Below are 20,083 nucleotides of genomic sequence, written 5' to 3'. Positions count from 1 at the left end.
GGGCGGGCGGCGGGCGGGTCCGGAATTGGCCTCAGCGGCGCGGCGCCCATGCCGCGCCGCCCCTGGTCCAGCTCGCCGAAAATCGGCGGCCATCACCCACGACAGCCCGGTACGGTCAGGCCACCTACGCGAGAACGGGATCTGACACCCCATGTCGATGCTGCGTGAACGGTTGCAGGCCGCCCTGGTCCCGGCGATGAAGGCGCGCGACACCGCCGCGGTGGCGGCGCTGCGGTCGGCGCTGGCCGCGATCGAGAACGCGGCCGCGGTCGCGCCGGCCGGGGACCAGGACGCGGCCGCACCGGGCATTGGCGAGGCCGCGAGCGCGCCACCGAGCGACGCGGCGGCTTCGGGCGGCGGCTCGTTCGCGAAGTCCGCTGCCGGGCTGGGAGTCAGCGAGGTGGCCCGGCGAGCGCAGGACGACGCCGAGGTGGAACGGATCGTCCGGGCGGAGATCACCGACCGCCTGGCGGCCGCCGACGAGTACGACCACCTGCAGCGGCCCGAGCAGGCGCAGCGGCTGCGCGCGGAGGCCCGGGCCCTCGCCTCCCACCTGGACGGGGCCTGAGCGTTCCGGCAGGCGCCGGTCAGGCGATGCAGGCGCAGACGATGAGGGCAGCGCCGAAGTGGGACGCGGCGCTGACCAGCGCGCCCGGGTGCCGGTCCGGCGTGCAGATCACCTCGCCCAGCTTGCCCGGGGTCAGCCAGTCCAGGACGAGGAAGGCGAAGCCCATGACGCCGATGCCGATCAGCCCGAAGATCAGCGTGGAGGCGAGCCCCTTGCCGAACTCGTCATAGCTGGTGAAGATCGCGGTGAAGACGATCAGCGCGATGCCGAGCTGGTTGGCGACCAGCAGGATGCCGGCGTTGGCGTTGCGCTCGACGAAGATGAGATCCTTCAGCTTGCCCGGGGTCAGCACGTCGACGAGCAGATAGCCGAGCGCCATCAGCCCGATGCCGACCAGTCCGAACACGACGCTGCGTCCGGCGCCCTCAAGCAAGTCTTGCAGCACGGTGTCTCCTCAGTACGTGACCTGACGCAGGCACCGTAGCGGACCGCGGCCCGACAGTGATCCACCGCCGGGCCTATTTTCGCGTGTCACAGCGCGAGGTACCGCTGCCGCTCGTACGGGGTGACCTCGCGGCGGTACTGCTCCCACTCGGTGCGCTTGTTGCGCAGGAAGAAGTCGAAGACGTGTTCGCCGAGCACCTCGGGCACGAGTTCCGACTTCTCCATGACGTCGATCGCCTCGGACAGGTTCTCCGGCAGGGCGTCGTACCCCATCGCCTTGCGCTCGGCCGCCGACAGCGACCAGACGTCGTCCTCGGCGCCCGGGGGCAGCTCGTACCCCTCCTCGATGCCCTTGAGCCCGGCGCCGAGCATGACCGCGAAGGCCAGGTAGGGGTTGGTGGCCGAGTCGATCGAACGGACCTCGACCCGCGCCGAGTTCGGCTTGCCGAACGCGGGCACCCGGACCAGCGCGGAGCGGTTGAGGTGACCCCAGCTCACGAACGCGGGCGACTCGGTGATCCGGTCCGGCAGCTGCATCGGGAACAGCCGCTTGTACGAGTTGACCCACTGGTTGGTGACCGCGGTGTACTCGCGGGCGTGCACGAGCAGCCCGGCGATGAACGCCCGCGCGGTCTTGGACAGCTTCTGCGGGTCGTCGCCGTCGAAGAACGCGTTGCGCTCGCCCTCGAACAGCGACAGGTGGGTGTGCATGCCGCTGCCGGGCTGGTCGGTGAACGGCTTGGGCATGAACGAGGCGCGCACCCCCTGGGTCAGCGCCACTTCCTTCACGACGTGCCGGAACGTCATGATGTTGTCGGCCGTGGTGAGCGCGTCGGCGTAGCGCAGGTCGATCTCCTGCTGGCCGGGCGCGACCTCGTGGTGGCTGAACTCCACCGAGATGCCGATGCGTTCCAGGGCGAGCACGGCCTGGCGGCGGAAGTCGCGGGCGACCACGTGGTTGGTGTGGTCGAAGTAGCCGCCGTTGTCGACCGGCACGGGCACCGAGCCGTCCAGCGGGTCGTCCTGGACGAGGAAGAACTCGATTTCCGGGTGGGTGTAGTAGGTGAAGCCCTTCTCCGCGGCCTTGGAGAGCATGCGGCGCAGCACGTGCCGCGGGTCGGCCCACGCGGCGCTGCCGTCGGGCAGCAGGATGTCGCAGAACATCCGGGCGCTCTCCCCGCTGGCGCCGCCCTCGAACGGGAAGACCTGGAACGTGGTCGGGTCCGGCATGGCGACCATGTCGGACTCGTAGACCCGGGCGAAGCCCTCGATCGCCGACCCGTCGATCCCGATGCCCTCTTCGAAGGCGCTCTCCAGCTCGGCGGGCGCGACGGACACGCTCTTCAGGGTGCCGAGCACATCGGTGAACCAGAGCCGGACAAAACGGATGTCGCGCTCTTCGAGCGTGCGAAGCACGAACTCCTGCTGTCGGTCCACGTCAACCCCTCGTACGCCAGCGGCTGGGACCGGCCCGCCCGCTCGGCGGTCAGTGTCCCCCGGCTCCGTTACGCAGAGATTACGCTGACCGTGCCGCACGCGGATGTCCCGGGTGAGGTCCCATGGTGATCAGCAAACGGTAGAGCAGGCGTCCCCGGACGGTGCGACGGGCCACACACCGGCGACGTCGCCGCGCTGGGGAACAATGAGGCCATGCCCTCGATGCGCATCGCTCTGGCCCAGGTGAACTCGACGGTCGGCGACATCGCCGGGAACGCGGCCGCGATCCGGCGCTGGTGCCGCGTGGCCGCCGACGCCGGAGCCCAGCTGGTCGCCTTCCCGGAGATGATGCTGACCGGCTACCCCATCGAGGACCTGGTGTTCCGGGACTCGTTCGTGCGGGCCTCGCAGTCGGCGCTGCGTACCCTCGCCGCCGATCTCGCCGCGGACGGACTGGGCGAGCTGGCCGTCGTGGTGGGCTACGTGGACGCCGACGGACCCGCCCCGACCAGCGCCGACGCGGCCCCCGGCAGCGGCCGCCGGGACGGCTCCGCCCTGCTGCACGGCGGCGCGGTCGCGGCCACGTACTTCAAGCACCACCTGCCCAACTACGGAGTGTTCGACGAGGACCGCTACTTCGAGCCCGGGTCCGCCCTGACCGTGGTGCGCTTCGGCGGGGTCGACGTCGCGCTCACGGTCTGCGAGGACGTGTGGCAGGCGGGCGGCCCGTTCGCGGCGGCGCGCCGCGCGGGCGTCGGCCTGGTCGTCAACATCAACGCCTCACCGTACGAGCTGAACAAGGACGACGTACGGCTCCCGCTGGTGCAGCGCCGCGCCGCCGAGGCGGGCGCCACCGTCGCGTACGTGAACATGGTCGGCGGCCAGGACGAGCTGGTCTTCGACGGCGACTCGATCATCGTCGGCGCGACCGGCGAGCTGCTGGCCCGCTCCCCGCAGTTCGTCGAGGACCTGCTCGTGCACGACCTGGAACTGCCCGCCGCCGACGAGACCCCCAACGTGGCGGGCTCCGGCCCGGAGCTGACCCGCCGCTCGGGCGAGTCGCTGCACGGCGAGCAGGCCCGCGACGACGACATGGCGATCGAGCGGGTCACGCTGACCGGCGCGCCGCGACCGGTCACCGGCGACCGGGTGGTCGGTGGCGTCGCCGAGCGCGTCAGCGACGAGGCGGAGATCTGGTCCGCGCTGGTCCTCGGGCTGCGCGACTACGTCGAGAAGAACGGGTTCCGCTCGGTGGTGCTGGGCCTGTCCGGCGGCATCGACTCGGCCGTGGTGGCCGCCATCGCGGTCGACGCGATCGGCCCCGACCGGGTGTTCGGTGTCTCGATGCCCAGCGCGTTCTCCTCGGACCACTCCCGCGACGACGCCGCCGACCTGGCCAAACGCACCGGGTTGGACTACCGGGTCGAGCCCATCCAGCCGATGGTCGACGCGTTCCTGGCGAACCTGTCGCTGTCCGGGCTGGCCGTGGAGAATCTGCAGGCCCGGGTACGCGGCGTGATCCTCATGGCGCTGTCGAACCAGGAGGGCCACCTGGTGCTCACCACGGGCAACAAGAGCGAGCTGGCGGTCGGCTACTCGACCCTGTACGGCGACTCCGTCGGCGGCTTCAACCCGCTCAAGGACGTACCCAAGACGATGGTGTGGCGGCTGGCGAACTGGCGCAACGCGGAGGCCGCCGCCTGCGGCGACCAGCCGCCCATCCCGGAGAACTCGATCACCAAGCCGCCCAGCGCCGAGCTGCGCCCCGGCCAGGTCGACGCGGACTCGCTGCCCGACTACGACCTGCTGGACGCGGTGCTCACCGGCTACATCGACAACGACGCGGGCCGCGACGACCTCATCGCGGCCGGGTACGACGCGGCGCTGGTGGACCGGGTGCTGCGCCTGGTCGACGGCGCCGAGTACAAGCGCCGCCAGTCCGCGCCCGGCACGAAGATCTCGATCAAGGCGTTCGGCCGGGACCGGCGGCTGCCCATCACGAACAGATTCCGCGAGGGCGTGTGACGACCTGCACTCAACCCTGACCGGGAACGGCCCGGTGGTGCGACGATCGAGGGCACAACCCGGGGACCGCACCACGCGGCCTCGAGGAAAGGAGACGACGATGTCCGACATCGAGGTGCCCACCCTCTACGGCGGCCCACCCACCCGCCGGGTCCGCACCCGCGACCTGCTCGCCGCCAAGCAGCGCGGCGACCGCTGGGCCATGCTCACGTCCTACGACCAGTACACCGCCGGGATCTTCGACGCCGCCGGCATCCCGGTGCTGCTGGTCGGGGACTCCGCGGCCAACAACGTCTTCGGCTACGAGACGACCGTCCCGGTCACCGCCGACGAGCTGCTTCCCCTGGTACGCGCGGTGGTGCGCGCCACGAAGACCGCGCTGATCGTGGGCGACCTGCCGTTCGGCTCGTACGAGGAGGGGCCCACCCAGGCCCTGCGTACGGCGGTGCGGTTCATGAAGGAGGGCGGCTGCCACGCCGTCAAGCTGGAGGGCGGCCGCCGGGTGTCCGGGCAGATCTCGGCGCTGACCGGCGCCGGGATCCCGGTGATGGCGCACATCGGCTTCACCCCGCAGAGCGAGCACGCGTTCGGCGGGTACCGGGTGCAGGGCCGCGGCGACCGGGCCGCCGAGGAGCTGGTCGCGGACGCCCGCGCGGTCGCCGAGGCGGGCGCGTTCGCGGTGGTGCTGGAGATGGTGCCCGGCGAGGTGGCCACCCAGATCACCAAGGAGCTGAGCATCCCGACGGTCGGCATCGGGGCCGGCCCCGACACCGACGCGCAGGTGATGGTCTGGCAGGACATGGCCGGGCTGCGTACGGGCAAGGCACCGCGCTTCGTGAAGCACTACGCCGACCTGGCTACCGTGCTCGGCGAGGCGACCCGGCGGTTCGCCGACGAGGTGCGCGGCGGCGAGTTCCCGGCCGCGGAGCACACCTTCAGCTAGGCGCGGCGGCGCGGCTGCCCGGGCGGGCCGACGGCAGACTCCGTGATCGGAGGTGCCACGTGTCCGTACCCGCCCGGGTCAGCCTCGCCACCCTCGGCGTCGGCGACGGCAGCTGCTGGCGATCAACGTGGGAGGTCACCCACGATCCCGGCTGGCCGCTCGACGAGACCCGGGTCCCGCGCCTGCCCTGACCGGTCACTCGCGGGCGAACAGCACCGTACGGGTCTGCGGATCGGCCGTAGTCAGACGTACCCGGACCCGCTCACCCAGCGGCAGCTCGCCGGTGCACCGGGCGCGGACCGCCGGGGTGTCGATCGCGATCGTGCCACCGGGCGGCCGCCGGTTCGCGGCACCGTTGCGCGGCTCGTCCACGTCCAGCACCCCGGCGTCGAACGTCGCACCCACCCGGTCCGCCAGCAGCACCGCCTCGGCCAGGTCGATCGCGCCCCGGTTGGCGGCCGAGGCGACCCGGTCGCTGGCGGACATGCTGGCGGGCAGGCGCACCAGCGCCTCCCGGACCCAGTCCGGCACCGGCCGGCCCTCGTGCAGGGCCAGGCAGGCCTCGGTCGCGTACCGGTCGGCCAGGCGGCGCAGCGGGGCCGTGACATGCGCGTACGGTGCGCCGACGCCGCCGTGCCCGGTCTGCGCGGGCGCCTGACCGGCGAACGCCGTGTACGCCGCGCCGCGCAGCAGCTCGGCGGCCTGATCGACGAACGCCGCCCCGCGCGGGCTGCCCGCGTCCACCCCGGCCACGACGTCGCCCACCGGCGCGCCCTCCGGCCAGGCCACGCCCAGCGACCCGGCTGCGGCGCGCAACCGCGCGACCGCGTCCGGCTGCGGCGCCGGCATCGTCCGCAGCAGTCCCACCCCACCGGCCAGCATGAGCGACGCCGCGGCCATGCCGGTGAGCAGCGAGATCTGCGCGTTGTGCTCCTCGACGGGCAGTGGCGCGCGCAGCACCAGCCGCCAGCCGTCGTCCCCGCTGGGCTCGATCTCCTGTTCCGGGATCGGCAGGTTGATGGCGCCGCGCTGGGCCGCCCGGCGCGCCAGCAGCGCGCCGATCTCGGGCAGCAGCGCCACCGGCTCCGGCGCCCGGCCCGCGTCCACGGCCGCCTGCACTCCCGCGTAGTCCAGCTTCGCCCGGCTGCGCACCCGGGCCCGCTCCAGGCCCACCGCGGCGATGTCGCCCTCGGCGTCGAGGTCGATCGTCCACAGCACGGCGGCCCGGTCGGCGTCCGGGAGCAGGCTGGCGGCGTCCTCGCTGAGGATCGGCGGATGCAGCGGCACCTTGCCGTCGGGCAGGTAGACGGTCTGGCCGCGGGCCCACGTCTCGTCCTCCAGCGGGCCGCCGGGGCGCACGTACGAGGCGACGTCCGCGATCGCGTAGTGCACCCGGTAGCCGCCGCCGGCGCGGCGGGTCAGGCACAACGCCTGGTCGAGGTCGCGCGAGGTCGCCGGGTCGACCGTGACGAGCGGGATGTCCGTACGGTCGGCCCCGGTGGGCGTACGCGCCGCCGCCTCCGTCGCCTCGCGCAGGGCGGCGACGGGAAACTCGGCGGGCAGTTGGAGCTCGCGGCGCAGCGCGGAGAAGTCGATGCGGGGCGCCCGCACCACCCGGTTGATCGGCACGCCTCATTACTACCAGCAGGTACGCGACCCCGCCCGTCCCACGATCGAGGTGCGGCCGTCCCCGCCGTCCGGATCGCACCACGGGCCGCCGCGATGCCGAGCGCGACGGCCGCGCCGCGTGTCTGGGCGCGGCGCCCGGCGCCGCGCCGTGTCTCCGGGCCGCGCCCGGTGTGCCGTCAGGCCCGGACGGTCGCCTTCCGGGTGCCGGACGCCGTCCGGGTCGTCGCCGCGTTGCGGGTCGTCGCCGCGTTGCGGGTCGTCGCCGCGTTGCGGGTCGTCGCCGCGTTGCGGGTGGCCGACGCCTTGCGGGCGGTGCCTGCCGTGGCGGTGCGGCGGCTGTTGGCGGCCGCGGCCTTGCGGGCTGCCGCCGGTGAGGCGGGGGCTCGGACGCGGCCCGCGTTGGTGGCCGATGTCTTGGTCGTGCGACCGGGCTTGGCCACGTTGGCCGCTTTGCCGGCGCCGGCCGGCCGGATCTTCGCCGCCCCGGCGTTGGCCGTGCTGCGGGTGACGCCCGCCTTCTTCACGGCGGACCTGGTCGCCGTCTTCGCGGCCGTCCTGGTGGCCGTGGACCTCGCGGTCGTCGCGGTCCGCTTCGCCGTACCGGTGGCCTTGGTCGCGGCCTTGCGCGCCGTGGTCTTGGTCGCGGCTTTCCGCGCCGTGGACTTGGTCGCCGCCTTGCGGGCCGTGGTCTTCGTTGCGGCCTTGCGGGCCGTGGTCTTCGTTGCGGCCTTGCGGGCCGTGGTCTTCGTTGCGGCCTTGCGGGCTGTGGACTTGGTCGCCGCCTTGCGGGCTGTGGACTTGGTCGCGGCCTTGCGGGCCGTACCGGTGGACTTGGTCGCGGCCGTGCCGGCGGCCTTCGCGGTCGTCTTCTTCACGGCCTTGGTGGCGCGGGCCGGTGCCTTCTTCGCGGCGGCTGACTTGGCCGCGGTGGGCCGGGCGGTGCGCGTCGCCTTCGCGGCGGTCTTCTTCGCCGTCGTGGTGGACTTCCGGGCGGCACCGGCCTTCGTCGCGGTCCGCTTCGCGGTACCGGCGGCCTTGGTGGCGGTCTTCTTCGCCGCACCGGCGGCCTTCTTCACGGCTCCGGTGGTCTTCGTACCGGCGGCCTTCTTGCCGATGGCCTTGGTACCGGCGGCCTTCGCCGTGGTCCGCTTCGCGGCGGGCCTCGTGGTCGCGGTGGACTTCTTGGCGGCGGGCCGCGCGGTCGTCCGCTTCGCGGTGGTCTTCTTCGCGGTGGTCTTCTTAGCGGTGGTCTTCTTAGCCACGGTCTTCTTCGCCACGGTCCGCTTCGCGGCCGGCTTCGCCGCGGCCTTCTTGGCGGTGGTCTTCTTGGCGGTGGGCCGCGTGGCGGCCTTCGTCGCGGTCCGCTTCGCGGTTGCGGACGTCGCGGCTTTCGTCGTTCTCTTCGCGGCCGTCGGCGACGCCCGGCCCGCGCCCGTGCGGGCGGCGGCCGTTCTCGCGGCCTTCTTGACTTCGGCCATGGGGATTGTTCCTCCTTGCGATGACTGCGGGCTCGTCTGGGCCTGGCGACTGCGAAGGTTCCGGCTTGGACACAGGACGTCGCGCCGGCCTAGCTCTGCTCCCCTGTCCAGCGGGCGTCCTCGGCATCCCACGCCGCATTGCGCTTCGCGACCGTCTCGAGTGCATGCGTGGCGTCTTCAGCGGAGGGGCACGGACCGAGCCGGTACTGGGCAGGACACTTGTCGTCCCCAGTCTCGACGCGGTTGTGGCGCAGGCACCAGAAATAGGCGCCGTCGCCCGGCCCACTGTCGTTCATGCCATCACTGTGCACCCAGAACCGGCCAAGCGCTACCGATTCCGGCAAAAAGCCCAGCCCTTCCATTGTGGATCGTAGATCTGTGGCCCTCCAGCAGACGGCGACGCCCGCCCCGCCGGGTGGCGGAACGGGCGTCGGAAAGGGACAGGCGGGCGGTTTCAGCCGAGTTCGGCGGCGACCAACTCGGCGATCTGGACGGCGTTGAGCGCGGCGCCCTTGCGCAGGTTGTCGTTGGAGATGAACAGTGCCAGGCCGTTGTCGACGGTCTCGTCGGCGCGGATCCGGCCGACGTACGACGGGTCGCGGCCGGCGGCCTGCAGCGGCGTCGGAATGTCGGACAGCTCCACACCGGGCGCCCCGGCCAGGAGTTCCCGGGCCCGGGCGGGGCTGATCGGCCGCGCGAAGCGGGCGTTGACCTGCAGCGAGTGGCCGGTGAACACGGGCACCCGGACACAGGTGCCGGACACCTTGAGGTCCGGGATACCGAGGATCTTGCGGCTCTCGTTGCGCAGCTTCTGTTCCTCGTCGGTCTCGTCGCTGCCGTCGTCGACGATCGACCCGGCCAGCGGCAGGACGTTGTACGCGATGGTCCGGGCGAACGACCGGGGTGCGGGGAACTCGACCGCGGCTCCGTCGTGGGTCAGCTCGGCGGCGCGGTCGGCGACCTTCTTCACCTGCTCGTCCAGCTCGGCCACCCCGGCCAGTCCGGCGCCGGACACCGCCTGGTACGTGGTGGCGACCAGTGCCACGAGGCCGGCCTCGTCGTGCAGCGGGCGCAGCACCGGCATCGCGGCCATCGTGGTGCAGTTGGGGTTGGCGATGATGCCGCGCGGCCGCTGCCGTGCCGCCTCGGGGTTCACCTCCGCGACGACGAGCGGGACCTGCGGGTCCATCCGCCAGGCGCTGGAGTTGTCGACGACCACGGCGCCGGCCTCGGCGACGCGGGGGCCGTACTCCTTGGAGCTGCCCTTGCCGGCGGAGAACAGGACGAGGTCGAGGCCGCGGTAGTCGGCCGTCGCGGCGTCCTCCACGGTCACTTCGGAGTCCTGCCAGGGCAGGGTGCGCCCGGCGGAGCGGGCGGAGGCGAAGAGCCGGAGCTGGTCAACGGGAAACTGGCGCTCGGCGAGGATGCGGCGCATGACTCCGCCGACCTGTCCCGTAGCGCCCATGATGCCGATCCTCATGGCAACAAAGTACGACCTGGCATCCACGCGCTGTAGGCGGTATCCCACCCGCTGAGCGCAGGACGATGCCGACCGCTCCTCGTCGTTCCATATTTCAGGATTTTCTTCCTGAATGGCGGGACACAGGAGTACTCCTGAGGGCATGGCTGCTGTCTACACCCACGGGCATCACGAGTCGGTGCTGCGTTCCCACCGCTGGCGCACCGCAGAGAATTCCGCCGCGTACCTGTTGCCGTGGCTTTCTTCCGGCCTGAGCGTGCTGGACGTCGGCTGCGGGCCGGGCACCATCACGGCCGATCTCGCGACGCGCGTCACACCCGGCCGGGTCACCGCCCTGGAGGTCAGCGATACGGCGCTGGAGCTGGCCCGCGCCGAGGTGCGCGGGCGCGGCATCACGACCGTGGACTTCGCGGTGGGGGACGCGCACGCGCTGGCCTTCCCGGACGGCACCTTCGACGTGGTGCACGCCCACCAGGTGCTGCAGCATCTGGGCGATCCGGTCGCCGCGCTGCGCGAGATGCGCCGGGTCACCCGGCCTGGTGGCGTGGTCGCGGTCCGCGACAGCGACTACGCCGCCTTCACCTGGTTTCCCCGGCTGCCGGAGCTGGACGAGTGGCTGGCGCTGTATCAGCGGGTCGCCCGGGGCAACGGTGGCGAGCCGGACGCGGGCCGCCGCCTGCTGTCGTGGGCGCACGCGGCCGGCTTCACCGACGTCACCGCGACCTCCAGCACCTGGTGCTTCGCGGATGAGACGGACCGTGCCTGGTGGGGCGGTCTGTGGGCCGACCGGATCCGGCAGTCGGACTTCGCCCGTACCGCCGTGGCCGGTGGCGCGGCCACGGCGGGGGATCTGGACCGGATCGCGGACGGGTGGCGGCGCTGGGCCGCCGACCCCGACGGCTGGCTGTCGCTGCTGCACGGCGAACTGATCTGCCGCGCCTGACCGGCCGCGGGAGGCGCGTCGGAGCGGGCGGACCGGACGTTGACGAGTTCAGGCTCGAAGCTGACCCGAACTCATCAGGGCGCGGCGTCAGACGCCGTTCGGCTTGTACGCCCAGTGCCACGTCTCGCGGGGCACGTTCTCGTCGAAGCCGTACTTGGCCGCGTGGGTCCGCATCCAGGCCAGCGCCTTGGCGTTGAGGTCCAGGTCGGCGGCCATGCCCCAGCCGTGCTCGCTGGTGCCCGGCTTGGCGGCCAGCCCGCCCTGCGAGTACAGGCCCTTGCGGCGGACCAGGTCCACCTGCTCGTCGTAGGACCGGTACGAGTCCGTGATCCCGATCTTGACGCCGTCCTTCTTCGCGTCGGCGATCATCTTGGTCAGCGACTCGGCGGCGGGCGCCCACAGCCGGTGCCGGGTGTCGCCCACCTGGCCCAGGGCGCTCGCCGGGATCTTGCCGTTGCCGTAAGCGGCGAGGTCCGTCGGGATGCCCTTGGCGTTGAGCGAGTACGACTTGGCGGGGCCCGTTGTCGACGACTGCGCCGACACCGCGTCGGCCAGGTAGTTCGCGAACGCGGCGCCGCCCGTGGCCGAGGTGGCGCGGGTGGCCTGGGTGGTGGCTGCGGTGGCCTGCGCGGTCTGCAGCGAGATGATCCGGCTCTGGATGTCGGCGATGCGCGAGTTCACTGAGTCGATTCCCACACCACCACGTTCGGCCGGGGCCAGGGAATCTGAGGAGAAAATTCGCGGTCAGACCGCCAGCGGCAGGGCGATCGTGTGGGCGGTGTGCGCCACCTTGGCCGCCAGGTACCGGACGTTCGCGGCGGAGGCGTGCACCCCGGTGGGCACCACGTCGCGCACCTCGACCCCGAGCGCGCGCAGCTGGGCGGGCTTGTCGGGGTTGTTGGTCAGCAGGTCGACCGCGCCCACGCCCAGGGCGGTGAGCATCTGGGCGGCGGCGGTGTAGTCGCGCTCGTCGTCGTCGCGCCCGAGCGCCCGGTTCGCCTCGTAGGTGTCCAGGCCGTCGTCCTGCAGGGCGTACGCGTCGAGCTTGGCGTACAGGCCGATGCCGCGGCCCTCCTGGCGCAGGTAGAGCAGGTAGCCGCCGACGGAGGCGATGCGCTCGACGGCCTCGCGCAGCTGCGGGCCGCAGTCGCAGCGCTGGGAGCCGAGGACGTCGCCGGTGAGGCACTCGGAGTGCGGCCGCACGAGCGGCACGTCGGCGTTCGCGACGTCACCGAGGGCCAGGGCGAGGTGCTCGCGCCCGTCGGCCAGGCCGGTGAACGTGACCACCTCGGCGGTCGTCGTGTACCCGTCGGCGAACTTCAGCGGCACCGTGACCCGGGTCCGAACCTCAGACATGACGGCCCCTCTCCTGCACTTGACGCTTCAAGTGCGCCTCGACGATACGCCCCCGCGACAGGCGAAGCCACGAGCCGAACGTCACATCGACCCCGCCCGCGCCCGCCTTAGGCCAGGTCGGCGGGGTTGGTGTTGGCGCCGCACAGCAGCGTCACGACCCGCTCCCCCGCCGCCGGCACGTACGCCCCGCTGGTCAGCGCGGCCTGCGCCGTCGCGGCGCCGTGCTCGACCACGATCCGGTGGTCCTCCCACAGACGGCGGCGCGCGTCGACGATCGCCTGGTCGTCGACGAGTACCGAGATCACGCCGGTACGCACCGCCACCTCGTACGGAAGCGTCCCGATCCGGCGGGCGCCCAGCGAGTCGGCCGCCACCCCGGAGACCGGCACGTCGACCGGCTCCCCCGCCGCCAGGGCGGCGGACAGCGACGGGCAGGTGCGCGGCTCGACGGCCACCACCCGGGCGTGCCCGTGCAGCGCGGCGGCCAGACCGGCGACCAGGCCGCCGCCGCCCACCGCCACCAGCACGGTGTCGAAGCCCCCGGGCAGCTCGTCGAGCAGCTCCAGCCCGGCCGAGCCGTTGCCCGCGATCATGTCGGGATCGTCGTAGGCGTGGCAGAACAGCGCGCCGGTGGCCCGGGCCTGCACGATCGCGGCGGCGTACGCCTCCGCGTACTCGTTGCCGGTCTGCACCACCCGGGCGCCCAGCTTGCCCAGCTTGGCGACCTTGACCGGCGGGGCCGTCACCGGCACGTACACCTCGGCGGGGACGCCGAGCTCGCGGGCCGCGTACGCGGCGGCCAGGCCCGCGTTGCCGCCGGAGGCCGCGACGATCCCGGCCGGGGGCAGCTCGCCGCGCTGCGCGGCGGCGAGGATCCGGTTGAGCATCCCCCGGGCCTTGAACGACCCGGTGTGCTGCAGGTATTCGAGCTTGAACAGCGCGGGCCCGTCCCGCAGAACCGGGGTACGGCGCACCCGCCCCGCGATCCGCTCGGCCGCCGCGCGGACATCGTCGCTGGTGGTCACCGGCCCAGTTCTACACGACACTCCAGGCGTGCCGGGCCAGCGGCAGGGCCGGGTGCTCGCCCCCGACCAACCTGGCCAGGTCGAGCAGGCGGTGTGAGAAGCCCCACTCGTTGTCGAACCAGCCCCGCACCTTGAGCCCGCCGTCCGCCGTGGCCTGCGTACCGGACGGGTCGAACAGGCACGAGGCCGGGTTGCCCTTGACGTCGATCGAGACGGTCGGGTCGGGGTCGTACGCCAGCACCCCCAGCAGCGACCCCGCCGCGGCCTCGGCCATCGCGCTGTTGATCTCCTCGACGGTGAGCGGGCGTTCCGCCTGCCCGGACAGCTCGGCCAGCGACCCGATCGGGGTGGGCACGCAGTAGTAGCTGTACCGGATCTCCCCGAGCCGGGGCAGCACCACCCGGACGAGGTCGCCGACCACGTGGTCGTGCGGGACGATGCTCTCGTTGGTGGCCCGGCCCAGCCGGGGATCGTCGCGGGAGGTGCCCGAGGTGGCGTCGTGCACCCGCTGCCAGCCCTGCGCCGAGAGGATCACCGACGTGCTGACCCCCCGCAGGCCGAACCGGTCGAGCAGCACCTTCGCCATCACGGTCAGGGCGTTGACGCCGCACGAGGCGGGCGAGACGACGTCGTGCCGCGCCGGGTCGTAGGTGTGGTGGTTGGCGCCGTAGACCAGGAACGCGTCCGGGTCGGTGGCGGACGCGCTGACCACGACCTTGCGGGCGCCGCCGTGGGTGATGTGCATCCGGGCCAGATCACCGCTGCGGAACTGGCCCGTGGCCTCGATGACGACGTCCGCGCCGACCGCCGACCAGGGGATCTGGCGCGGGCCGCTCTCGTTGAAGGCGCGGATGGGACGCCCGTTGACGACCAGGTAGTCCGGCCGGGCGGCGACCGTGCCGGGGAAGCCGCCGCGCAGGCTGTCGCGTCGTAAGGCGTACGCCAGCCGCTCGACCGGGGCGACGTCGTTGATCGCCGCCACGGTCAGCCCCGTCTCCGGGCCCGCGCCGACGATCCGCATGAGGCTGCGGCCGATCCGCCCGAACCCGTTGATGCCAATCGCGACAGTCACCAAGACTCCTCACGGCCGCAGGGTGCTCCACATGGCGCGACCGTATCGGTATCACTACCAGGTTCAACAGGACGTCACTTGTCAGACACTATGAGTACGCAAGTTACACGTCAACGCGCCCTCGCGTGTGGACGTGAAACCCCAGCTCAGACGCCGAACGATGCAACGTGGACGGTGGTCGCGCCCCGGTGTCACACCGCATCTGGCGATGCGACCCGCAGGAGATCATCCCTGAGGCCCGACGCGCTCGCCACGCCGGGGCGCAACTATGATCCTCAATGGACGGCCGGTGATCGAGCCAGGGAGCCGGTTCTCGGTCACCGCGCCGCTGTCCGTGGGTCAGTCCTCGGCAACCCGGGGGGAGATCAGCCGCACCTCGACCGGGGCGCCGGGCTCGCCGCCCGCCCGGCCCGCGTACTCGGGCACCCCCACGCAGGTGAACAGCAGCGACACCAGATCGTCGGGCTCGCCCAGCAGCCCCGGGACCGCGGAGTCGATGAAGGTCATGCCGGTGGCGCTCGCGCCGAGGGCGTACGCGGCGAGGTGCAGACGCCCCTCGGCCACCCCGGCCGCGAGCTGCGCCTCCCGGTACCCCCGGTCGTCCAGCGCCGCGCCGGGCGCGGCCGACATCGCCACGTACGCCGCCTCGGCGCCCAGCGTCTGCCCCACGCACAGCCACTCCAGCTCGGCCCGCAGGTCGCCCGCCTTCAGCGGGGCCGCCAGGTCCGGCCAGCGGTAGAGGCCCGGGGCCACGCCGTCCACGCCGTGCACCGCCACCCAGTGGGGAACGTCGATGCCGCGCAGCGCCGCCGCCATCGACCATTCGAGGACCGGCCGGGGCACCGTACGGGAGCGGTCCATCCGGCGCTGGGAGCCGCGCCGCAGCGTGACCGCGTCGAGCGAGGCGGACGGTGGCGCGTCCTCCAGCGGCGCCCCGCCGGGCCACGGCTGGCCGAGTTCGTCGCGCTCGCCCGCCCGCTGCGCCTCGGTGCACAGCGGGAACTCCACGGCGGGCAGCTCACCGACCGCCGCCGGGCCACCCGCGTCGATCGCCGGTGCGCCGTCGCCCAGCGACAGCAGGGCCAGCGGGTACTCGTGCACGCCGTCGGCGCCGACCAGCGTACGCACGGCGGCGTCCGGAAACAGCGTGCGCAGCCTCGGGTCCAGCCCCGCCGCGCCGGCCGCGGCGTGCAACTGCGCCAGCAGCGTCCCCCCGTCCCAGTACAGATGCCGGAAGCCGCGCTCGGCGTACCGCCAGCCGGTGCGCCACGGCACCCCGGTCACCACGAGCGTGGTCGCCGTGCCCGACGCGGGCGGGCCGACTCGTCGGAGCGCGTGCCGCACGGGGTCGTACCAGTGCACCCCGTCGGGCACGCCGGCGACGCCGCGGGTCGACGCGTACACCTCCAGCGGGAAGCGCGCCCCGGCGGAGCCGGCGGCGCGGAACAGGTGCCGGCGGCCGTGACGCTCGGCGGTGCGTACGACACCCGCGCCGAGGAACAGGATGCGGCCGAGCTGGGCGGCGTCCAACGGCTGCGCCGGGCAGGGGTGCCCGGCCAGCACCGCGGTCGCCGAGACCCCGGGGTCGGGCAGCTCACGCGGCAGGTCCAGGACGGGCAGGCCGTCCGGATACTCCTTGACCTGCGGCGGAATCGTGTCGGGATCGTTGGGGGTGAGGTCGTGACGCACCCGCGGGTCGTCCACGGGTGCGTCCCACTCCCGGTCGGGGGTATAGGAGGTCAGCCGGTGCAGCAGACCGGCGCCGGAGTCGAGATCCACACGGCCACTCTGCCAGCCGCCGCACAAGCGCGCCACGACATCGGCGAGCGCCCCTATCTCGCCACGGGCGCGGCCAGGAACTCGTGGGCGCCGCGCAGGCGGGTGCGCAGCAGCGCGGTCGCCTTTTCCGTACGCAGCCGCACGTCGGTGGGCAACCGCAGACCGCGGTCGCCGATCGTGCCCGCCGGGATGAGCGTGGGGTCGAGGCCGTCGCGCCGGGCGACCAGCACGCCCAGGTCGTAGCGGCTGATCGCGTCCGCGCCGGCCACGTTGAGGATGCCCGCGTGCCCGTTGGTCGCCAGTTCGAGCAGCGCGTCGGCGAGATCGTCCACATGCACGGGCTTACGGATCTGATCGGTGAACAGCGTCCCGTCGGCGCGGCCGGCGATCAGGTCGTGGGTCAGGACTTCGTGGACACCGGTCCCGTCGCCGAGGATCAGCGAGGTCCGGACCACGGCGGCGCCGGGATCGATCGCGCGCACGGCCGTCTCGGCCGCGGCCTTCGCCGCGCCGTAGCGGTACACCGGGTCGGGCTGCGCCGACTCGTCGTAGTGGACCTCCCGGCCGGAGAACAGCGCGTCGCTGGACAGGTGCACCAGCCGGGCTCGGACGGCCACGGCCGCCAGCGCCACGTGCGCGGCGCCGTCCGCGATCACGCGCCAGTCGTCGCGGCCCGCCGCGGCGTGCACCACCACGTCCGGACGTACTCGCCGCATCAGCTCACGGACCGCGACCGGATCGCGCACGTCGAGCCGCTCGGCGGCCCCCACGCCCGGGGCGGTGAGGTACGTGCCGACGACCGTCCAACCGGCATCCGCGGCGCGGGCCGCCGTGCGGCGCCCGAGGTGGCCGGTGGCACCGGTGATGAGGATCCGTTGAGTCACGGGTACGGACCGTATCGCGCGCGGACCACCCCGGTGGCCGGTGTCAGCGGCCCTTCTTGCGGCGCAGCGTGACGATTCCGGCGATGACGAGCAGGATGGGCAGGAAGAGGCCCCACATCAGCCAGCCGTTCATGGAAAGCCTCCCTGATCATGGCGGGAACGCGACCGGGCCCCGTTGGCGTCGGCCGTCCCAGCGTCGCCCGCCCGGCCGCCGGCGAGATCCCCCGCGCCGGATGAAGTCGCCGCACGGCGCGGACCGGACGGGTAGCCGTGCCGCGATCCGGGCCGCGCGGCGCCACGCAGGCGGTAGGGTCTGCTCGCACCGTCGACCACGTCCGCTGGGAGCTGCCGATGCAGCCGAACGCCTCCACCGGGACCGCCGTGCACGGCGGCACGGCACCCGCCCGGTCCGGCCGTGCCCTGCTCACGTACTGCGACGACGCGACCGGTGAACGCATCGAGCTGACCGCCGACGCCCTGGGGACCTGGGCCGCGCGGACCGCCGGGCTGCTGTACGACGGGTGCGGCCTCAGTGTCGGCGACCGCGCCGCGGTGCTGTTGCCGCCGCACTGGCAGACCGCCGCCGTGCTGCTCGGCGCGTGGTCGGTGGGGATCGCCGTGTCGTTCCGCCCGTGGGCGAGCGCGGGCCTGTCCCCGGCCGACACGGACGCCGACGAGCCGGTGGAGGCCGTGTTCGTGTCCCGCCAGCGCCTGGGTAGCTGGCTGGAGGTGGTGCCCGAGGCCCGGCACCGGTTCGTGCTGGGCCTGGACTCACGCGACACCCCGGCGGCCGAGGTCCCGGCCGGATACCGGGACTACCTCACCGAGGTCGCCCGCTACTCGGACTGCCCGCCGCCGTACGCCTCGATCCTGGGCACCGACGCGGCCAGCCCCGACGGCACGACCTTCCGCCAGTGGGAGACCGTGGCGCAGGGCATCGCCGCGTCGCTGGACCTGCGTCCCGGAGATCGGCTGCTGGTGGACGCGTCCGCGCACGAACAGCCGGTCGCCTGGCTGCTGGCCCCGCTGACCGCCGGTGCGTCGATCGTCATCTGCGCGAACCTGGACCGCGCCGCCCTCGACGCCCGGATCGCCGCGGAGGGCGCCACCCGCGTGCTCTGAGCGCCTGGCCTCATTGCTCCGGGAGCTGACGCATGGTGCGCAACGGGGAGAAGAGCACCCACAGGGCCCCGAGCAGCGCCCCGAGCGTGGCGATCCACAGCGTGGGGCGGATCCCGATCGTGGCGCCCAGCGCGCCGCCGAGCACCGCGCCGAGGGGCCGGATGCCGTAGTTGACGGTGCGGTCGAACCCGGCGACCACGGCCAGCATCGGCTGCGGCGTCGCCGCGGTCTGCACCGACCCGGCGGTGATGTCGAGCAGCATGACGCCCAGGGCCGAGACGAACTCCGCCGCGAACAGCAGGGTGAGCACCAGCGCCGGAGGTCCACCGGCGGCGGGTACGAGGATCAGCGGAGCCGGGAACGCCACAAGGCCAAGGATCAGCGCCGGGCCGATGCCGATGCGGCGGCTGACCGGGCCGGTGATCACCGCGCCGAGCAGTCCGCCCGCCGCACCGGCGCCGATGACCAGGCCGAGCGTGCCCGGGGCGACGTGCAGGTGCTTCGTCACGTACAGGATGAACAGCGCGGCGAAGAGGTAGTTGAACAGGTTGAGCGTGGTGGTGCCGAGCAGGACGGCCCGCAGGATCGGGGATCGGGCCACGTACCGCACGCCGGCGACCAGGCGCGGGCCGGGGCTGCGGTCCACGGGCTGCTCGGCGATGTCGGCGCGGGCGAGCAGCCGGGCCGAGGCCAGGTAGGTGAGCACGTCGGCGACCAGGGCGAACGGTGCGGTGAGCACCTGCACCAGCACACCACCGAGGCTCGGCCCGGCCAGATACGACAGGGCCCGGCTGCCGTTGAGCAGACTGTTGGCCGAGACGTAGTCCGCGCGGGGTACCAGCGAGGCGAACAGGCTGCTGTGGGCGACCTCGAAGACCACCGCGAGGGTGCCGGCCAGGAAGGCGACGACACAGAGGAGCGACAGGCTCAACGCGTCCGCCCACCACAGCAGCGGCACGGCCAGCAACAGCCCCGCCCGGCCCAGGTCGGCGACGATCATGAGTCGGCGCTTGCGCGGATACCGGTCCACCCAGGCGCCGGCCGGCAGGGAGAAGAACAGATTCGGCAGCAGCGCGGCGGCGGTCAGGTAGCCCATCTCGGCGGGCCCCGCGCCGAGGGTGAGCGCGGCCAGCAGGGGCAACGCGAGCACGGTGACCTGGTCGCCGATGAGGGAGACGGTCTGCGCCGAGAAGTACCGCCGGAACGCGGGCCGGTGCAGCGGGTCCGGCAGGCGCCGACGGCGCGGCGGCGCCGGTCGCGCCAGGGTGGTCGGCTCACCCACGGTCGCCCCCGTCGGGTACGGGGCCGCGCGGCAGCGCCATCTGGATGAGCTGTACGGGGCGCGACGACGGCGGCCGCTTCGCCGGGTCGGTGAGCCGTTCGTCGTACCGGGAAAACAGCTCCTCGATCTCCGCCGTCAGCTCGCGCAACTCCGCGGCGGTGACGTGCAGCAGCGCGTCGTTGAAGCCCGCCGCGGCGCGCCATTCGGCGGGCTCGTCAGCGCGCACGGCGAGATAGTCCTGGGCACGCTGCACGAACAGGCCCAGCAGCACGCCGTTGAGCTCGTCCGCCGCCGCCCGCATGGCCGGATCGTCGGTGTCGTCGTCCCAGGACGTCGACTGCGCGGTGGCCCGCCACGGCCGCTCCCGGCCGTCGGCTCCCGGCGCGCGTTCGGCGAGCCCGTACTTGGCGAGCTGCCGCAGATGGAACGAGCAGTTCGGCACGTTGTCGTCGAGCCGGCTCGCGGCCTGGGTGGCGGTCATGGGGCCCTCGCTGCGCAGGAGCCCGATCAGGCGCATCCGCAGCGGGTGGGCGTAGGCCCGCAGCATGCGCGGGTCAGTGATCTTGATCGAGTGGTCAGGTGTCCCGTCCGGCATACCCTAGAGGATGCTTTAGAA

20 protein-coding genes are annotated in these 20,083 nt (G+C 73.1%); 6 read left to right on the top strand and 14 right to left on the bottom strand.

Annotated features, from left to right (window positions below; all coding sequences use genetic code 11):
- The first annotated feature begins 151 nt into the window (after positions 1 to 151).
- Positions 152 to 568, top strand: a complete 417-nt coding sequence (locus tag EV385_RS23300; protein ID WP_130511382.1) for a hypothetical protein — start codon at positions 152 to 154, stop codon at positions 566 to 568.
- Between the two features lie 19 nt (positions 569 to 587).
- Here EV385_RS23300 and EV385_RS23295 read toward each other — a convergent pair whose 3' ends face one another.
- Together EV385_RS23295 and EV385_RS23290 are read right to left on the bottom strand one after the other, a co-directional pair.
- Positions 588 to 1,013 carry a DUF350 domain-containing protein gene (locus tag EV385_RS23295; protein ID WP_130511381.1) on the bottom strand — a complete coding sequence of 142 codons (426 nt, stop codon included), beginning with the start codon at positions 1,011 to 1,013 and terminating at the stop codon, positions 588 to 590.
- Positions 1,014 to 1,099: 86 nt separating this feature from the next.
- Entirely contained in the window at positions 1,100 to 2,449 is a 1,350-nt protein-coding gene (locus tag EV385_RS23290; RefSeq protein ID WP_130511380.1) for a glutamine synthetase family protein, read from the bottom strand.
- Positions 2,450 to 2,662: 213 nt separating this feature from the next.
- On the opposite strand from EV385_RS23290, the gene EV385_RS23285 reads away from it, so the two are divergent.
- From EV385_RS23285 to EV385_RS35755, 3 genes are all read left to right on the top strand, one after another.
- Positions 2,663 to 4,474 carry an NAD+ synthase gene (locus EV385_RS23285; RefSeq protein WP_130511379.1) on the top strand — a complete coding sequence of 604 codons (1,812 nt, stop codon included), beginning with the start codon at positions 2,663 to 2,665 and terminating at the stop codon, positions 4,472 to 4,474.
- Positions 4,475 to 4,574: 100 nt separating this feature from the next.
- Positions 4,575 to 5,417, top strand: coding sequence for a 3-methyl-2-oxobutanoate hydroxymethyltransferase (gene panB / locus EV385_RS23280; protein ID WP_130511378.1), 843 nt, complete (start codon positions 4,575 to 4,577; stop codon positions 5,415 to 5,417).
- 59 nt (positions 5,418 to 5,476) lie between these two features.
- Positions 5,477 to 5,608, top strand: a complete 132-nt coding sequence (locus EV385_RS35755) for a hypothetical protein (RefSeq protein WP_278045003.1) — start codon at positions 5,477 to 5,479, stop codon at positions 5,606 to 5,608.
- Positions 5,609 to 5,612: 4 nt separating this feature from the next.
- Here the strand turns inward: EV385_RS35755 and EV385_RS23275 are convergent, their stop codons facing one another.
- From EV385_RS23275 to EV385_RS23260, 4 genes are all read right to left on the bottom strand, one after another.
- Entirely contained in the window at positions 5,613 to 7,046 is a 1,434-nt protein-coding gene (locus EV385_RS23275) for an RNB domain-containing ribonuclease (protein WP_130511377.1), read from the bottom strand.
- Between the two features lie 176 nt (positions 7,047 to 7,222).
- Positions 7,223 to 8,524 (bottom strand): hypothetical protein, encoded by a 1,302-nt coding sequence (locus tag EV385_RS23270; protein WP_130511376.1) that lies wholly within the window; start codon positions 8,522 to 8,524, stop codon positions 7,223 to 7,225.
- Positions 8,525 to 8,613: 89 nt separating this feature from the next.
- Entirely contained in the window at positions 8,614 to 8,886 is a 273-nt protein-coding gene (locus EV385_RS23265; protein WP_242625033.1) for a hypothetical protein, read from the bottom strand.
- A 92-nt stretch (positions 8,887 to 8,978) separates the two neighbouring features.
- Positions 8,979 to 10,004 (bottom strand): aspartate-semialdehyde dehydrogenase, encoded by a 1,026-nt coding sequence (locus tag EV385_RS23260; protein ID WP_130511374.1) that lies wholly within the window; start codon positions 10,002 to 10,004, stop codon positions 8,979 to 8,981.
- A 142-nt stretch (positions 10,005 to 10,146) separates the two neighbouring features.
- On the opposite strand from EV385_RS23260, the gene EV385_RS23255 reads away from it, so the two are divergent.
- Entirely contained in the window at positions 10,147 to 10,947 is an 801-nt protein-coding gene (locus tag EV385_RS23255) for a class I SAM-dependent methyltransferase (RefSeq protein WP_130511373.1), read from the top strand.
- An 87-nt stretch (positions 10,948 to 11,034) separates the two neighbouring features.
- On the opposite strand, the gene EV385_RS23250 is transcribed toward EV385_RS23255, so the two are convergent.
- The 6 genes from EV385_RS23250 to EV385_RS23225 form a co-directional block, all read right to left on the bottom strand.
- A complete protein-coding gene (locus EV385_RS23250; protein WP_130511372.1) occupies positions 11,035 to 11,643 on the bottom strand; it encodes a M15 family metallopeptidase in 609 nt (202 codons plus the stop codon).
- Between the two features lie 48 nt (positions 11,644 to 11,691).
- Positions 11,692 to 12,303, bottom strand: a complete 612-nt coding sequence (locus EV385_RS23245) for a GTP cyclohydrolase II (RefSeq protein ID WP_130511371.1) — start codon at positions 12,301 to 12,303, stop codon at positions 11,692 to 11,694.
- A 107-nt stretch (positions 12,304 to 12,410) separates the two neighbouring features.
- Positions 12,411 to 13,328 (bottom strand): serine/threonine dehydratase, encoded by a 918-nt coding sequence (locus EV385_RS23240; RefSeq protein ID WP_130511370.1) that lies wholly within the window; start codon positions 13,326 to 13,328, stop codon positions 12,411 to 12,413.
- Between the two features lie 10 nt (positions 13,329 to 13,338).
- Positions 13,339 to 14,400 carry a type I glyceraldehyde-3-phosphate dehydrogenase gene (locus tag EV385_RS23235; protein WP_130511369.1) on the bottom strand — a complete coding sequence of 354 codons (1,062 nt, stop codon included), beginning with the start codon at positions 14,398 to 14,400 and terminating at the stop codon, positions 13,339 to 13,341.
- A 339-nt stretch (positions 14,401 to 14,739) separates the two neighbouring features.
- The gene (locus EV385_RS23230; RefSeq protein ID WP_242625032.1) at positions 14,740 to 16,179 is read right to left on the bottom strand and encodes a nitroreductase family protein; all 1,440 of its coding nucleotides are present in this window, start codon (positions 16,177 to 16,179) and stop codon (positions 14,740 to 14,742) included.
- 53 nt (positions 16,180 to 16,232) lie between these two features.
- Positions 16,233 to 17,063, bottom strand: coding sequence for an SDR family oxidoreductase (locus tag EV385_RS23225; RefSeq protein ID WP_130511368.1), 831 nt, complete (start codon positions 17,061 to 17,063; stop codon positions 16,233 to 16,235).
- 351 nt (positions 17,064 to 17,414) lie between these two features.
- Here EV385_RS23225 and EV385_RS23220 point away from each other — a divergent pair, with 351 nt between their 5' ends.
- Complete coding sequence (locus EV385_RS23220; protein WP_242625031.1) at positions 17,415 to 18,185, top strand: TIGR03089 family protein; 771 nt, start codon at positions 17,415 to 17,417, stop codon at positions 18,183 to 18,185.
- A gap of 10 nt (positions 18,186 to 18,195) precedes the next feature.
- On the opposite strand, the gene EV385_RS23215 is transcribed toward EV385_RS23220, so the two are convergent.
- Positions 18,196 to 19,467: an MFS transporter gene (locus EV385_RS23215; protein WP_130511367.1), complete on the bottom strand. Its 1,272-nt coding sequence runs from the start codon at positions 19,465 to 19,467 to the stop codon at positions 18,196 to 18,198.
- Positions 19,460 to 20,062, bottom strand: a complete 603-nt coding sequence (locus EV385_RS23210; RefSeq protein ID WP_130511366.1) for a winged helix-turn-helix domain-containing protein — start codon at positions 20,060 to 20,062, stop codon at positions 19,460 to 19,462. Before EV385_RS23210 ends, EV385_RS23215 begins: the two co-directional genes overlap by 8 nt.
- Positions 20,063 to 20,083 lie beyond the last annotated feature (21 nt).

It is taken from the genome of Krasilnikovia cinnamomea, assembly GCF_004217545.1.
Taxonomy (GTDB): Bacteria; Actinomycetota; Actinomycetes; order Mycobacteriales; family Micromonosporaceae; genus Actinoplanes; species Actinoplanes cinnamomeus.
Note: the sequence above shows the minus strand (reverse complement) of the source record. Positions and strands in the feature narration are given on the sequence as shown.